Origin of the sequence: Zhihengliuella sp., assembly GCF_031178195.1 — a bacterium.
Classification (GTDB): domain Bacteria; phylum Actinomycetota; class Actinomycetes; order Actinomycetales; family Micrococcaceae; genus Zhihengliuella.
The window spans coordinates 183,637-198,117 of the sequence record NZ_JAPSJL010000001.1; the positions used below are offsets into that span (position 1 = coordinate 183,637).

Annotated in this window: 14 protein-coding genes; 6 read left to right on the forward strand and 8 right to left on the reverse strand. The window is 68.2% G+C overall.

What is annotated here, in order from left to right; translation table 11 throughout:
• Nucleotides 1-4 precede the first annotated feature (4 nt).
• The gene (locus tag RIN46_RS00800; protein ID WP_309080688.1) at nt 5-631 is read right to left on the reverse strand and encodes a hypothetical protein; all 627 of its coding nucleotides are present in this window, start codon (nt 629-631) and stop codon (nt 5-7) included.
• A 100-nt stretch (nt 632-731) separates the two neighbouring features.
• Between RIN46_RS00800 and RIN46_RS00805 the strand changes: the two genes are divergently transcribed.
• Nucleotides 732-1,664 carry an aldo/keto reductase gene (locus RIN46_RS00805; protein ID WP_309080687.1) on the forward strand — a complete coding sequence of 311 codons (933 nt, stop codon included), beginning with the start codon at nt 732-734 and terminating at the stop codon, nt 1,662-1,664.
• Between the two features lie 141 nt (nt 1,665-1,805).
• Here RIN46_RS00805 and RIN46_RS00810 read toward each other — a convergent pair whose 3' ends face one another.
• From RIN46_RS00810 to RIN46_RS00835, 6 genes are all read right to left on the reverse strand, one after another.
• Nucleotides 1,806-2,615, reverse strand: coding sequence for a GIY-YIG nuclease family protein (locus RIN46_RS00810; protein WP_309080686.1), 810 nt, complete (start codon nt 2,613-2,615; stop codon nt 1,806-1,808).
• 124 nt (nt 2,616-2,739) lie between these two features.
• Nucleotides 2,740-3,156 (reverse strand): hypothetical protein, encoded by a 417-nt coding sequence (locus tag RIN46_RS00815; RefSeq protein WP_309109429.1) that lies wholly within the window; start codon nt 3,154-3,156, stop codon nt 2,740-2,742.
• 89 nt (nt 3,157-3,245) lie between these two features.
• Entirely contained in the window at nt 3,246-4,052 is an 807-nt protein-coding gene (locus tag RIN46_RS00820; protein WP_309080684.1) for a triose-phosphate isomerase, read from the reverse strand.
• On the reverse strand, nt 4,049-4,516 hold the full coding sequence (locus tag RIN46_RS00825) for a ribose-5-phosphate isomerase (protein WP_309080683.1): 468 nt from the start codon (nt 4,514-4,516) through the stop codon (nt 4,049-4,051). The genes RIN46_RS00820 and RIN46_RS00825 overlap by 4 nt, the downstream gene beginning before the upstream one ends.
• Nucleotides 4,513-6,276, reverse strand: coding sequence for a dihydroxyacetone kinase family protein (locus RIN46_RS00830; RefSeq protein WP_309080682.1), 1,764 nt, complete (start codon nt 6,274-6,276; stop codon nt 4,513-4,515). The genes RIN46_RS00825 and RIN46_RS00830 overlap by 4 nt, the downstream gene beginning before the upstream one ends.
• Before the next feature lies 1 nt (nt 6,277).
• On the reverse strand, nt 6,278-7,282 hold the full coding sequence (locus RIN46_RS00835) for a sugar phosphate isomerase/epimerase family protein (RefSeq protein ID WP_309080681.1): 1,005 nt from the start codon (nt 7,280-7,282) through the stop codon (nt 6,278-6,280).
• Nucleotides 7,283-7,373: 91 nt separating this feature from the next.
• On the opposite strand from RIN46_RS00835, the gene RIN46_RS00840 reads away from it, so the two are divergent.
• From RIN46_RS00840 to RIN46_RS00860, 5 genes are all read left to right on the forward strand, one after another.
• Nucleotides 7,374-8,105 carry a GntR family transcriptional regulator gene (locus RIN46_RS00840; protein WP_309080680.1) on the forward strand — a complete coding sequence of 244 codons (732 nt, stop codon included), beginning with the start codon at nt 7,374-7,376 and terminating at the stop codon, nt 8,103-8,105.
• Between the two features lie 133 nt (nt 8,106-8,238).
• Entirely contained in the window at nt 8,239-9,246 is a 1,008-nt protein-coding gene (locus RIN46_RS00845; RefSeq protein WP_309080679.1) for a 4-hydroxythreonine-4-phosphate dehydrogenase PdxA, read from the forward strand.
• 134 nt (nt 9,247-9,380) lie between these two features.
• Nucleotides 9,381-10,364: a tripartite tricarboxylate transporter substrate binding protein gene (locus tag RIN46_RS00850; RefSeq protein WP_309080678.1), complete on the forward strand. Its 984-nt coding sequence runs from the start codon at nt 9,381-9,383 to the stop codon at nt 10,362-10,364.
• A complete protein-coding gene (locus tag RIN46_RS00855) occupies nt 10,357-10,932 on the forward strand; it encodes a tripartite tricarboxylate transporter TctB family protein (protein WP_309080677.1) in 576 nt (191 codons plus the stop codon). The genes RIN46_RS00850 and RIN46_RS00855 overlap by 8 nt, the downstream gene beginning before the upstream one ends.
• A 9-nt stretch (nt 10,933-10,941) precedes the next feature.
• Nucleotides 10,942-12,459 carry a tripartite tricarboxylate transporter permease gene (locus tag RIN46_RS00860; protein WP_309080676.1) on the forward strand — a complete coding sequence of 506 codons (1,518 nt, stop codon included), beginning with the start codon at nt 10,942-10,944 and terminating at the stop codon, nt 12,457-12,459.
• A 503-nt stretch (nt 12,460-12,962) separates the two neighbouring features.
• Here the strand turns inward: RIN46_RS00860 and RIN46_RS00865 are convergent.
• On the reverse strand, nt 12,963-14,426 hold the full coding sequence (locus RIN46_RS00865; RefSeq protein WP_309080675.1) for an ADP-ribosylglycohydrolase family protein: 1,464 nt from the start codon (nt 14,424-14,426) through the stop codon (nt 12,963-12,965).
• Between the last annotated feature and the right edge of the window lie 55 nt (nt 14,427-14,481).

Sequence of the window (14,481 nt, forward strand, 5' to 3'; positions counted from 1 at the left end):
CTTCCTACGCTGCAGCGGCCTTCGACGCTGCAGTCCCGTCCTCGAGGATCACCTGGCGCAGCTGCGGGACCGGGACCGTGTGCTCGCCGTGGGCGGCGATCCGGATGACCTCCACGCAGCGCGGTGCCGCGGAGCCGTCCGCGCTCAGGATCCACGGGCCGATCATCACCAGCGACTCGTCGGAGGCGGCCGCCGTCGCCACCCCTGAGACCACGAACCGGCCGTAAGGGTGCTGCTCGAACGCCCCGGTCACCAGGTCGCCGTGGCGGATCTCCTGCGCCGCGGTTGGCTGGCCGGAGATCGTCTCCGGCGGGACCGCCGGGTACTGGCGGACCTCCTGCTCGGGCCGGCGGATCGCCACGGGCTCGTCCGAGCGCTTCTCGTTGTCCAGCTTCCCGGCGATCGGGACGCCGCCGATGAGCAGGTCGTCCAGATCCGTCAGGTGGGGCACCCCGGTGATCAGGTAGGAGCCGTAGCGGGCCGAGCGCATCAGCACCGTGGCGGGCTCGCCCGGCGTCACGCCGGCCAGCTGGCGTTTCATGCCCGCGACATCCCGGCGGGGCGGCCCCTGCAGTGCGTCGGCGAGCGTCGGTCCTGTGGCGCCGTCGGTCTGATTGATTCCCGTGGTCATGGGTTCCCCTTCGAAGTGGCTGGCCTATTCTGAAGACCGCATCCATCTAATCATCGGGCGCCCCGAGAATCGGACGCCGGTGTCGCCGCCAAGGAGCCGCATGAGAACCATCGACCTGCCTGGAGTTGCCCTGCCCGCACCCAACGTGGTCCAGGGGCTGATGCGGATCCAGGAGTTGGATGATCGCGACGTCCGCACCCTCGTGGCGACCGCCCGCGACGCCGGGATCACGTACTTCGACCACGCGGACATCTACGGTGCGGAGCTCCACGGGTGCGAGCGCCGCTTCGCCGAGGCGATGCAGCTTTCGGCGTCGGAGCGCGAGCAGTACACCCTTCAGACCAAGGCGGGGATCGTCCGGGAGGGTCCCTACTTCGACTTCTCCTACGAGCACCTCGTCGCCTCCGTCGAGGGTTCGCTGAAGGCGCTCGGCACCGACTACATCGACGTCCTGCTGCTGCACCGCCCGGATGCTCTGGTAGAGCCGGAGGAGGTTGCACGCGCGTTCGATCACCTCGAGACCGCGGGCAAAGTCCGGGCGTTCGGCGTCTCCAACCACACGCCCCGGCAGATCGAGCTACTGCGGCAGTACGTGCGGCAGCCGATCATCGCCAACCAGGTCCAGCTCTCCCTCACGCACGCGCCGATGCTGGCGCAGGGCATCGCAGCGAACATGCAGGGGCTGGAGCAGTCGGTGACCCGGGACCACGGGCTGGTGGACTACTGCCGGCTGCACGGCATCACGCTGCAGGCATGGTCGCCATTCCAGTCCGGGACCGGCGAGGGCCCGTTCCTCGGCTCCACGAGGTACCCGGAGCTGAACCGGGCCATCGAGCGGATGGCGGAGAAGTACCGGGTGCCGCCGATCGCCATCGCGGTCGCCTGGATCACGCGCCACCCGGCCGGAATGCAGGTGGTGCTGGGCACCACCACGCCCGAGCGCATCACGGGCGCCGCGCAGGGATCGGAGATCCCCTTGACCCGGGCCGAGTGGTACGAGCTCATCCGCCTGGCCGGATACGTCGTGCCGTAGGCGAGGAATCCCCTAGTCGGCGTGCGACTGGACGACGTCGGCGCGGTGCCGCAGCTCGGGTCACCCGAAGAGGCACAGCGACAGGGGCACTGATCTAGCTGTTGGGAATCCGGAGGGCGCGGAGAGCATTCCAAGGACGATCTAGTTTCGATTCAGTCCGTGTCTACGCGTTGCCAATGCCTCCTTGAAATGGCTCTCCGCTACATCGATTACGTGTGTAGGCGTCGCCGGGTCGAAGACGCGAAGTAAGGAGAAGCGATAGGCCTCCGGGTTTAGGTTTCGCAGTTCGACATTTCCTCCGTGCCCGTTGGCCGCATAGGAACCCCACCGCTGCCGGATGCTCTCGGCGCCATCTGCTTTGCCGACATACTGGCGGCCATCCGTGGTGTAGGTAATCAGGTAGACCCCGGCAACCGATCCGAGAGCTGTACGCCAAGCGGCGTACCGATGCTCCCGCATCACCGCTTGGAGTTGACCGTAGTCAAGGATAAGTTCGTCGAATCCTGGGAACGGCACTGGATTCGAGTCAGCAATTTCCATGACCGGGTAGCCCGCTGCAGTCGGGCCGTTGAGTCGCCATGTCCGAGGCGACCTCCATCCCACCACCAGTCGCTCTCGGAGATCTGCCATCAGGTCCGTCTCGACGAGATCGAAAACCCTCCGGGTGCCGTCGTTGAGGATCTCGCCGCGATTCTCCATGACGGACCACAGACGAGCGCGGTCACCGCCCTCGCGGATGAATACCACCCAGTACTGCGGCGGTACAGCTGGGAAAATACGGGTGTTCGCTGACTGAGTCCGCGTGTACTCGAAGATTTCTTCATACGTTGAATCGGCATGAATGCCTCCGAAGCCGTCGCCATGATCGCGTACGTAAGCATGGCGAATCGCCTGCGCATCGCTAGGTTCGATGCCAGCGCTTCGCAACAACCATTCGAGCGTCAACGCCACTATGCGTCCCCTGTCCGGCCACACTGCCCTAGCCGTCCGGCTGGCTCCGTTAGGCTACCAAGTCCGCCGAGCTGAACGGCGCCCCGTCGATAGGACCCCTCTTGGGCAATACGGCATGAATGCTCTACTCCTTCGGCGCCGCCCCTTCCAGCGACTCCATACTCTCCGGGCCAGTGCCAGTTGGGCCGGTGTAAGGCGTCACCTTCCCGGTCTCGTCCACGGAGTACACGTCGATATTCAGGCGGTCGCGAATGCGCTGCGGCACACGGAGCGCGGCTTTCAGACCGTCATCGGGAACGATAACGGCGAACCGCGCGTCGTCGAGGTGCTCCGCCGGCATCCGCCGGAGCAGTTGGCCATAGAGAGTGTCGACATCCAGCCCAATGGCCGATGTGCGTCCCTTCGCCTCGCCGAAAAGCAGTTGCTTCCCTGGCCCGGAGGCCCGGACATCGCAGTGCTCGACCTCGTACTCGACGGTCCACCCTCGCTCCGTCAGGTACCGGCCGAATGCCCCGACGACCCGCTTCTCATCTCCGCGCATGATGTCTCCCCTCACACCGTTTCGGTCCACGCATCGTCCCACGGTGCGGGTAGCCGGTCCATGGTCGTCCCCTCTGAAACCGAGCGGAGCTACCGGCGCATCGGGGCTTGGGAGACAGGATCCTTGGACACAGGGACGACGCCAGCGCGGCGTTGCATCCAGTGCGCCACCTGGTCAAGCAGCTCGAGGTATCTCTCTGCCTCCCAGGCGGACCTGCCGATGAACAGCCCGTCCACGCCGGGCACGGACAGTATCTGGAGGGCATTGTCCGGGGAGACCGATCCGCCGTAGAGGACGCCTCGGAGGCTTCCCCCGAATTCACGGTCGATGGCGTCAAAAACGGGTGCGACGTCCTCGGGGGCCGCCGGTCTGCCGTGCTGCCCGATCGCCCAGATCGGTTCGTAGGCCACCAGTACCTCGTCGGTGCGGGGGACTTCCAGGATTGCCGCGCGGATCTGCGCCAGCACGTGCGGCACCGATTGCCCGGCCCGAAAGACGCTGTCCGGCTCCCCGACACACACCAGTGGTATCAGCCCGTGGCGGAGGACGCTGCGAACTTTCCGGTTCACGGTTTCGTCGGTCTCTGCGAAGTGCTGACGCCGTTCGCTGTGACCGAGCTCGACGATCCTCGCTCCGGCGTCGGCGACTTGGGGAACCGAGACCTCCCCGGTCCAGGCGCCGGCATCCTCCCAGTGCGCATTCTGCGCGCCGACGAGAACGGCGGACTCCGGCCCCAGGGCGGCGCTGACCGTGGACAGCGCCGTAGCCGGCGGGATGACGAAGGGCTGTAGCCCCGGCCACCGGTCCGGCCCGGTCGCCGCCAGAGCCTCCGCATAGGCCCTGGCTTGGGCCAGCGTCTTGTTCATCTTCCAGCTAGTGCCGACCCAGGTGGTCATGCACGGGCCGCCGGCTCTTCGTAGGCGCAGATCGCCGCAACCTTCTCGGCTGAGGCGGAGGTGGTATCGAAGGTGTAGCCGAGCCATTCCCGGACCAGTCGACGGGCCACCTCCTGACCCACCACCCGCTGGCCGAGGCACAGCACCTGCGCGTTGTTGGACAGCACGGCGCGCTCGACGGAGAAGGAATCGTGGGCGGTCACGGCACGGATGCCGGGCACCTTGTTCGCCGCGATGGCGACTCCCATACCGGTGCCACAGATCAGTAGCGCCCGGTCCGCCTCCCCGGCGGCGACCTTGCGGGCCGCTTCCACCGCGATGTGCGGGTAGGCGGTGTGCCCATCCGCGCTCACGCCGACGTCGACGACGGACTCGACGCGGTCGTCGGCGAGGAGATCGGCCTTCAGTGCTTCCTTGTAGTCGAATCCGGCGTCGTCGGAACCGATGATGAGGCGATGGGTCATGATTCTGCTCCTGCGAGGGTAGTGGCTGGGTTGGTGAGCTTTTCCGCTGCTGCGGTCATGAGGAGGGCGAACGATGTGGCCCCCGGGTCCGGATGGCCGAGGCTTTGTTCCCCATGGGTGCGTGCCCGGCCGCGCCGGGCGGCGATCCGGGCTGTTTCGGCGGCGGCGTCGGTCGCCGCGGCCGCGCCGAGACGCCAGGCCTCGGACAACGGGAGACCCCGCGCGTGGGACTCCTTCAAGCGATCGACGAAGGGGACGAGCGCATCCACCATGGTCTTGTCCCCCACTGATGCTCCGCCGCGATCCAGGACGGCGGAGACGCCGGCGTCCACGGCGGCGACGATCTCCGCAGAGGAGGCACCGCCGTCGTCCGTGAGCGCCGCACCGGTCGCCACGAGGGCGGCGCCCCATAGTGCGCCGGAGGTCCCGCCGGCGTTCTCGGACCAGGCTTCCCCCGCCCGGGCCAGGAGGGTCCGGATGCCGGCCCCTCGCGCGAGGGCCTCTTCCGCAGCGGAGCGGGCCGCGGAGGTTCCGAGCACCATCCCCTGACCGTGGTCGCCGTCGCCGGCGAGTGCGTCCAGATCGCCGAGGAATCGCTCGGAGGCCTCGGCGGTCGACGCCATGGCGCCGAGCACGCTGGTCGCCATCGCGGCGAGCCGCTGTGAATCGGGCGCACCGGATGCGATTTCATCCGCTCGAGCAGGCCCGGCTCCGCCGAGTTCGACGACGTCGGCCCGCCGCTCCCTCGGGGCCATCGAGCCGGTGCGGAAGGCCGGTGTGTCCGCTGGGGCGGTCCAGCAGGCCTCGAGCTCGGGGTCCAGGAACGTCACGCTGAGGGACAACCCGGCCATATCGAGGCTGGTGACCTGCTCGCCCACCTGGGGGGCCACCACGGTGATGCCCGCTTCGTCCAGGCGTTCGGCGACCCGCGCATAGACCACGAACAGCTCCTCGTACTTGGTGTCGCCGAGGCCGTTGAGCAGCACGGCCGCGCGGCCCTCGTAGCCCCCGGCACCCCGCTCCGGCTCCTCAGCGAGAACGCCCTCGACCAGCAAGTCCGCCACGGCCTCTGCAGTGCCCAGATCCTGTTGCGAGATCCCGGGCTCCCCGTGGATGCCGAGCCCCAGAGCCATAGTCCCGTCCGGAACAGTGAAGAGCGGTTCGCTGGCGCCGGGGAGGGTGCAGCCGCCGAAGGCCACGCCGAGGGAACGCGTGCGTTCGTTCGCCCGCCGTCCGATCGCCTCGACGGCGTCCAGATCGTCACCTCGTTCGGCGGCCGCGCCCGCGATCTTCAGCACCAGCAGGTCGCCCGCGATGCCTCGGCGGTCGCTGTGCTGCTCCGGGGAGTTGGAGGCGATATCGTCGCTCACGGTGAGCACACGGACGTCGATCCCCTCGGCGCGCAGCATCTCGGCGGCCTGACCGAAGTGCAGGACGTCGCCGGCGTAGTTCCCGAAGCCGAGGAGCACGCCTCCGCCGCTCTCGGCCGCCCGGGCGACGGAGTACACCTGCGAAGCAGCCGGCGACGCGAAGACGTTGCCGCACGCTGCTCCGTGGGCGAACCCCGGACCGACCCAACCGGCGAAGGCCGGGTAGTGCCCGGATCCGCCGCCGAGGACCAGCGCGACCTGCCCGCGCGGCGATTCGGTGGACCGCACGACGCCGCCGTGCACGCCCTGCACGTAGTCAGAATGCGCCAGCGTGAAGCCGCGGAGGGCGTCGGCGGCGAACCGCTTGGGGTCGTTGGTCAATCGAGTCATGTCATTCCCCCAGTTTCACGGCGAGGATGCGGCGGATGTAATCACGGTTCAGAGCGCTGACGGAAAGGCCGTCGCCGCCGTAGTGCTCCACGCAGATCGGACCGGCGAATCCAGCGTCGAGCGCCATCTCGATGGCCCGGCGATAGTTGATGTAGCCCAGTTCCATGGGGGCCGGGGCCGTGAAGTAGGCGCCAGTGGCCGGGTCGAAGTCCCGGAAGTAGTTCTTCACGTGCCAGTAATTGGTGTGCGGCAGCATGGTCTCGAGCATCTGCTCCCAGTGCTCCACGGGTCGGTGCAGCCGGACGATGTTCCCGAGGTCCGGGTTCAGGCCGACGTTCGGCAAACCGATCTCCTCGACGAACTCGACGCTGTCCCGCGCCGCCTCGAGATACGTGCCCTCGTAGAGCTCCAGGGAGATCTCCACCCCGAGCTCGCCGGCGCGCTCGCCGATGCGCCGGAAGCGGTCGACGGCGGTGCGGCGTACCGCGGCGTCGTCTGGGTCCTCGGCGCCGGGTGCGTGCCAGAACCACTGGGCGCGCAGCTGCTGCTCGGTCAACGGGCGGTGCAGACCGAGGCAGACGACGCCGATCCCGAGCCGAGCCGCGCCCTCGACCGTGCGCAGGGAGTACTGGAGATTGGCCTCGGCCACATCCGGGTCCGGATCTACGACGCTCTGCCGGGTCACGGAGATCGCGCTGAACGCGAGGCCGAACTCCGCGGCCGTCGCGAGGAGCTCGCTGCTGCTGCCGGCGGTGAGGTCGCCCGGGCGGATCCACGAGTCGGTGAGGTCCACATGGTCGAATCCGGCGGCGGCCACCTCGCGCAGAGCAGGGCGCCAGCGCTCCGCGGAGGCATCCGTCAGGCGGGTGCCGTCCCCCAGGGCACCGGGGAAGGACATCATCGAGGCACCGATGGGCCAGGCCGCGGATGTCCACCCGGGGGGACCGGGCGGTGCGCCGGGCTCGGGTCGGGTGTCCGCGCCAGCGAGCGCCGGGTTCAACGTCATGGGTACCTCCAGAGAGTCGGGCGATCGTTTCGTGGATGCTATAGGATCTTGTATGATCTAGACAACACTGCCGGGCCGGTAGACTCCCGGCATGACCGCTGACTCGACCCCCTCCGCCCCGCCTCAGCTCAGCCGCAAGATCCTGCGGGACGACGTGTATGACACCCTGCTGGAGATGCTGCTGGACAGCAGGATCAAGGCCGGTTCGTCACTGAGCATCGACGCGCTGGCGCGTCAGCTCGGGGTCTCCCCCACGCCGGTGCGCGAGGCGCTCGTGCAGCTCGAGCACACTGGCCTCGTCTCACGGGCCGCACTCAAGGGGTACCGGGTGGCACCACCACTCTCCCCGGAGCAGATGGCGGAGCTCGTCGACGCCCGCATGGTCGTCGAGCTGGCGGCCATCGAACGCGCTGCAGGTCGCGCGGCCGAGGTCGTCCCCGCTCTGAGGGCCGCCCATGCCCGGCATGCCGGGGTGATCGCCGAGATGGGCGCCCTCGGCGACGACAGCGCCCACCACACGGCGGCGAGCATGCGCCGATACTTCGACGCCGACTGGGGCTTCCACACCGTCATCATGCAGAGCAGCGGCAACCGCTACCTGCTGCAGATGCTCGAGGGCCTGGGAACGCACGTGCACCGGCTGCGCCAGGCCGTGGGGCACGGCGTCTCCGACGCCTCCACGGCCCTGCACGAGCACGCCGAGATCCTCTACGCCCTGGAGTCCGAGCGACCGCAGGATGCAGTCGAGGCCATGCGCCGGCATCTGCAGGGGGTGCGCTGCCGCGCGGTGGCCGATGAGGAGAACGCCGACCACGCGGACTAGCCCTCCCGTGGAGAGTTTTCGCGAGCCTCCTTGCGCCCCCAGTGTGACCTCTGTCATGATGGCGACCATCGATCCAATAGGATCCTTGATTCGAGAATCATCGCCTCCATCCCTTCCGCACCGAGGAAAGAACATGACCTCAACTCTCAGCCCGTCCCGCCCCCGGATCGCCCTGACGATGGGCGACCCCTCCGGCATCGGCCCCGAGCTAGCCGTCAAACTGCTCGCTGAGCCGGCGAACCTCGCCCGCGCCGATGTCCTGGTGCTCGCCAGCCGGGCCGAGGTGGAGGCGGCTGCCGCTGAGGCGGGCGTCGTCGTTCCCCTCGCCGCGGCGCCCGACCCCGAGCATGCCACCCCTGTCGGCAGCGACCTCCAGGACCGAGCGGTCCCTCGTGGACAAGTCAGCAAGGAGGCCGGCGAGCGGGTCAAGGCGGACCTGCTGAAGGCGCTCGCCATGTACAAGGCCGGCGAGGTGGACGGCATCATGTTCACCCCGCTCAACAAGACCGCCCTCCATCTCGCCGGCATGAATGAGGAGGACGAGCTCCGCTGGTTCGCCATGGAGCTGGGCTACGAGGGGACGACGTCGGAGCTGAACTTCGTCCCGGGGCTGACCACCTCGCGGGTGACATCCCATGTGGCCCTGAAGGACGTCGCGCCCAAGATCAATGAACGCTCGGTGCTCGAGGCCATCCGCCTGCTGCACTCGGTGATCCGTGACTCAGGCGTCGAGGCGCCCCGCCTGGCGGTGTGCGCGCTGAACCCGCACGCGGGAGAGAACGGGCAGTTCGGGCGCGAGGAGATCGATCACATCGCCCCGGGCGTGCAGCTCGCCCAGCAGGAGGGCATCGACGCCTCCGGGCCGTTCCCCTGCGACACGATCTTCATCAAGGCTCGCGATGGCGAGTACGACGGCGTCGTGACCATGTACCACGACCAGGGGCAGATCGCTATGAAGCTCATGGGGTTCGACCAGGGCGTCACCGTTCAGGGCGGGCTCCCGGTCCCGATCGCGACCCCGGCGCACGGCACCGCCTACGAGATCGTCGGCCAGGGCATCGCCCACACCGGGCCCACCCAGCGTGCCTTCGACATCATCACGGCACTGGGTCAGCGCACAGCCGCTCACACCCAGTCCTGAGCTCCTTCCCTCATTACCGTTTTTCCCTCATACCCGTTCCACTAAGCAACTCCCGCACTCACCCTTCATCCCGGAGCACCGGATCTTTCGCAGCAGCACCCTTCCGGAGCCCCACTCTCAACGAGGAGATTCCCATGCACGCCAAGAAGACCCTGCTCCTGACCTCCGTCGCCATCCTGGGCACGGCGACGCTGGCCGCATGCTCATCGACCGGCGGCGACGCCGGGGCCGAGGCGGCCGGCGACTACTCGCCCGGCGAGCGGATCACGATGACCGTCCCGTTCAGCGCCGGCGGTGGCTCGGACCTCGCCGGGCGCGCCACGGCCAGCGGCCTCGAGGACGTCACCGGCACCACCATCACGGTCGAGAACCGCGACGGCGGATCCGGCGCGGTCGGGTACTCCCACTTCATGGGGCTCGAAGGCGACCCGACGCAACTACTGGCCACCGAGACGGCCCTGATGGCGCTGCCGCTGGTCCAGGACGTCAAGTTCGACTACAACACGTTCACGCCGATCATGAAGATGGGCGACGACTACACCTTGGTGACCGTCGCACCCGATTCGCCGTTCGAGACCTGCACCGATGTGGTGGAGGCCGCCCGCGACGGGCGCGTCGTCGCCGCCGTCTCGGGGACGACGAGCCTGGACTCGATCGTCTTCAGCCTCATCGAAGACGATCAGGACATCGAGTTCGACCGCGTCCCGTACGAGTCCGGCAGCGAGGTCCTCGCTGGTCTGATGGGCGGGCACGTCGACGTCGCATCCCTCAACCCGGGCGAGATCGCCGGGCAGCTCGAGTCCGGCGACCTCAAGGCCCTGTGCGCGCTCGCCCCGGAGCGGTACGAGTACGAGCTGCTGGCAGACATCCCCACGGGGCAGGAGCAGGGGATCGATGTGGCGTTCGCCCAGTTCCGCGGCTACATCGCCCCGGGCGGCATCGACGACGAGGCGAAGGAGTACTGGGTCGAGGCCGGCCGCGAGTTCGCCGACTCCGAGGCGTTCACGGAGTACATCGAGGCGAACTACATGCAGGCCGCGCCGCTCTACGGCGACGAGTTCACCGCCTACCTGGACGAGTACAACGAGAACCTCAAGAAGGGCCTCGGAATTGAGTGACACCCAGACCCGCGCCTCCGTCTCGGGCATCGTCGGCAACGCGGTCCTCGCCGCCGTCGGCGGCGCGGCCCTGGCCGGGGGCCTGGGATTCGGCGTCACCACCGAGGCGGGGCTGATCGGTCCGGGCTTCCTGCCCTCGGTGGCGGGCGCGCTGGTCCTCGTCTTCTCCCTGGTGGAGATCGTCAGACTGTACGCTGCCCGCCCCGCGGCGGCCGCACCGTCGCCGTCAGAGGCGTCGTCGGCCGTCGCGGAGGAGGCGCAGGGCACAGTCGGTGACCCCCCAGCGGACGGTTCCAAGGCGCTGGATACCTTCGGACGCACCGCCCGTCAGCAGACGACGGCGGTGTGGAAAGTCTTCGGGACCATCGGAGCAGCCGTCCTGCTGGTGCCCCTCCTCGGCATGATCCCGGCACTGGGGCTTCTGGTGCTGGCCCTGGGACTGTGGGTGGAACGCCGCCCGGTGGTCCCAGTCGTGCTCACATCCGTCGGCGCGATGGTCTTCGCGTACATCGTCTTCGTCCGGGTCCTACACGTCCCCGTGCCCACCGGACCGCTCGGATTCGTCTAGGAGAACCCCATGATCGACAACCTCCTGCTCGGCTTGGAGACGGCCGTCTCGCCCGAGAACCTCCTCTGGTGCTTCATCGGCGTCGCGCTGGGAACGGTGATCGGCATGTTGCCCGGACTCGGCGCCACCACCGGTGTCGCAATCCTCCTGCCCATCACGCTGACCATGGAACCGGTGACCGCGCTCATCATGCTGGCCGGCATCTACTACGGGTGCCAGTACGGCGGATCAATCAGCTCGATCCTGGTCTCCACGCCGGGCGACTCCTCGAGTGTGGTCCTCACCCTCGACGGCTACCAGATGGCCCGGAAGGGACGGGCAGGCGCCGCGCTGGCGATTGCGGCGATCTCATCGTTCGTCGCAGCCATCCTCTCCCTGCTCTTCCTGATTCTCCTGGCGGCTCCCATAGCCTCCTTCGCGCTGAAGTTCGGTCCCGCGGAGAACCTCGCGGTGATTCTGCTGGGCTTGGCCACCATCGTGTCGTTCTCCGGGAGCAACGCGGTCCGCGGGCTCAGCATGGCCGCCCTCGGCATCCTCGTCTCCACCGTGGGTGTGGCCAGTGGCTTCTCCACGGACCGCTTCACCTTCGGAAACGTCAACCTTCTCAGCGGCATCCCGTTCATCGAGGTCATGATCGGCCTCTTTGCAGTCGGCGAGGTCCTTCACCAGATCCGCCGAGGCGGCGAGAAGCCGATCCGTGCCCGATTCCGCGACATGATCGTCACCCGCAGCGACCTGCGGCGGGCGGTCGCGCCGACCCTTCGCGGTTCGGGGATCGGCCTCGGGCTGGGCGTTCTGCCCGGCGCGGGCGCCACCCTCGCCTCGTTCATGTCCTACGGGATCGAGAAGCAGGTCTCGAAGCACCGGAACGAGATGGGCAGCGGCGCCATCGAGGGCGTCGCGGCCCCGGAGGCGTCCAACAATGCGGCAGCCAACGCCAGCTTCATACCCACCCTCGCCCTGGGCATCCCCGGCGGCGGTGCGACGGCCGTACTGCTGGGAGCCTTCATCGTGTTCGGGCTTCAGCCCGGACCGCTGCTGTTCGAGTCGCAGCCCGCGCTGGTCTGGGGCCTGCTGGTCTCGTTCTTCTTCGGCAATCTCCTGCTTCTGGTGCTCAACCTGCCGCTGGCACCCGTCTTCGCCCAGGCCCTGCGGCTGCCATACAGCTATCTGTACCCGGTGATCATCTTCACGAGCCTCATCGGGGCGTACGCCGTCGGGAACAACCACTTCAGCCTCTGGGTCGTCTTCGTCGCCGGGCTGGTGGGCTACCTGATGAAACAGTTCGACTTCCCGGTCGCGCCGCTGGTCCTCGGACTCGTGCTCGGTCCGCTGCTCGAGAAGGCGCTGGTCCAGACATCCGCACACGGCGAGGGTAATCTGCTGGTGATCTTCCAGCAGCCGATCTCGCTCACGCTGACACTCGCGGCCATCGTCCTGGGTGTCGGCCCGGGACTCCTTCGAACGCTCCGGGCTCGGCGCAGTGCAACCACCCGGACCAATGAGAGGCAGGACATTCACGCCTGATGTAGGTCAATGAGACAGCGTGAATCGCCGCCAGGCTGGCCTCCTGGCGGCGATTCGTCCTTTGTGCGGTGTGTTTCCATAATGCGGCGTATCTGGTCGAGCCACTACACGTGGACGCTCTCGAAATGCTGCAAGCGTTCATCTTCCTGAGCCACGGTTCTGCTCCCGGTCACCGTCACAGGGATGGGTTTCCCAGCGCTGCACAGGCCTGGAAGCTCGTGGTCATCTAGCCGGCCAAGGCCCACTCCCAGCCTGGACCGCCCTGATCCAGGAGCGACGTGCCCTCCCATGCCGGAACATCAAGCACAACCCATCCGGTCGCCTTCTGCGCAGGGCCGACCGCATCCACAGTCTCGACTGAGTCTAGACAACTGTAAACAGCCATGGATCCCAGATCGCCGTTGTAGGTCGTGCCCTCGACGGAAACGAATGTCCACATTGCGGGGTTTACGACGAAGTCGCCAGGGCCGCTCTCCTCAAAGTTGAGACTCCCTTCATAGACGTTAAGTCTGTGTCCCGAGAGCCTGCTGGAAAGTCGAGTTGGGTGCAGCTTTCGGCAGCACCTTTCGGATTCGTTCAAGTGCCTCGAGGGGCGTGGAGCCCGTGACCAGGGACCCGTAGAGCGCCGCGACGGTCGGTGTCCGGGACTCCATCCGGACGCAGTGCAGGAGGACCCGCTTGCCGTCGGCCCGGAGTTGGCGGATCGTCTCCGCGGCATCGTTCAGCGTGAACTCGGTGTAAAGGTTCTCGTGCCCGTCGACCAGCCAGAACTCCGCGTGGTCGTTCGGCGCGGCGACCCGGGCCTGCTCCGAGCCCACGCGGCAGAGGCTCACGACGGCGTCGTACTCGGCGGTGGCGAGCGCGCCCACGGGACCGAGTAGCACCCCGTCGTCGTCGGGGTGCGGCACGACGGCGCCGTCCTCGGCGCCCGGCCACTCGCTGTAGTCCACGTGCGCCACGGCCGGCCACGTGTCCTCCCGGCCGGAGCGGAGGGCCAGCTTCATCGTCAGGCCGATGAGGTCGCGGGCGCGCAGGCCCGGCCAGCCGTGCAGGAGGCGGAACCACTCGTTCGGGATCGCGGGCACACCGTACGCCGCGCCGAGCAGTGAGCCGGCGATCGCCGCCACGGTATCGGTGTCCCGGCCGCCGCGGACGGCAGCCTCGAGCGCTGCCTTGAAGTGTCCGGGCCCGACTGCGCCGTCGGCCGCAGTGGCGGCGATCGCGCTCCAGGCGCCCTGGAACGCCTGGACGACCCAGCCGTTGCGGTCGAAATCGCGCGGCAGGCTGGCCTCGGCCGTCTCGATGCGCTCCAGCCAGGCGGCGGAGCGTTCCGGCGGCAACAATTCGAGCCCGGCGCGGATGTCCAGCTCGCCGCTCAGGACCGCATGCCGGATCGCAACGGTCCAGAGGCCGCAGGCCTCCCCGGCCTCCGGATCGAAGTGGGTCAGCCCGCTGATGCGCACCGCTGCCGCGTAGGCCTCCTCCGGAGTGCGGTCCAGGAAGGCCAGGGCCACGGGCGACGTCCGCATGAGACTGCCGTTGCCGCCGGACTTGCCAGCCCGGCGGTGCGTCTCCTCCGCCGCCACGACGGCGTCCGCCGAGTTCACCTCCGGCCGGTGCTCGGCCGCGGCACGACGACGTGACCGCTCCAGGACGCTCCGCGTCTGCGCGCCGACGTCGGAAGCCGTCAGGTCCCACTCCGCCCACTGCCGCACCATGTCGTCGCACGCCGCGTCCGTCAGCTCGCTGCCCGAGCGGATCAGGGCCTGGGCGATCGAGATCGCCATCGACGTATCGTCCGTCCACTCGCCCGGTGCGAACGGGCCCAGCCCGCCGCCGATCATGCCGACCGGTTCAGTCGGCTCCATCGGCGAATGGAACTCGTAGCCCGCACCCAGCGCGTCGCCGGCGGCCATGCCGGTCATGACGCCGGCGATACGAGCGTTCTGCTCAGATGAGAAGTCCATGGTTCCCCCTTTCGCATGACCCTAGGCCCCAGAGCCTTGCCGAGTACACATTGCA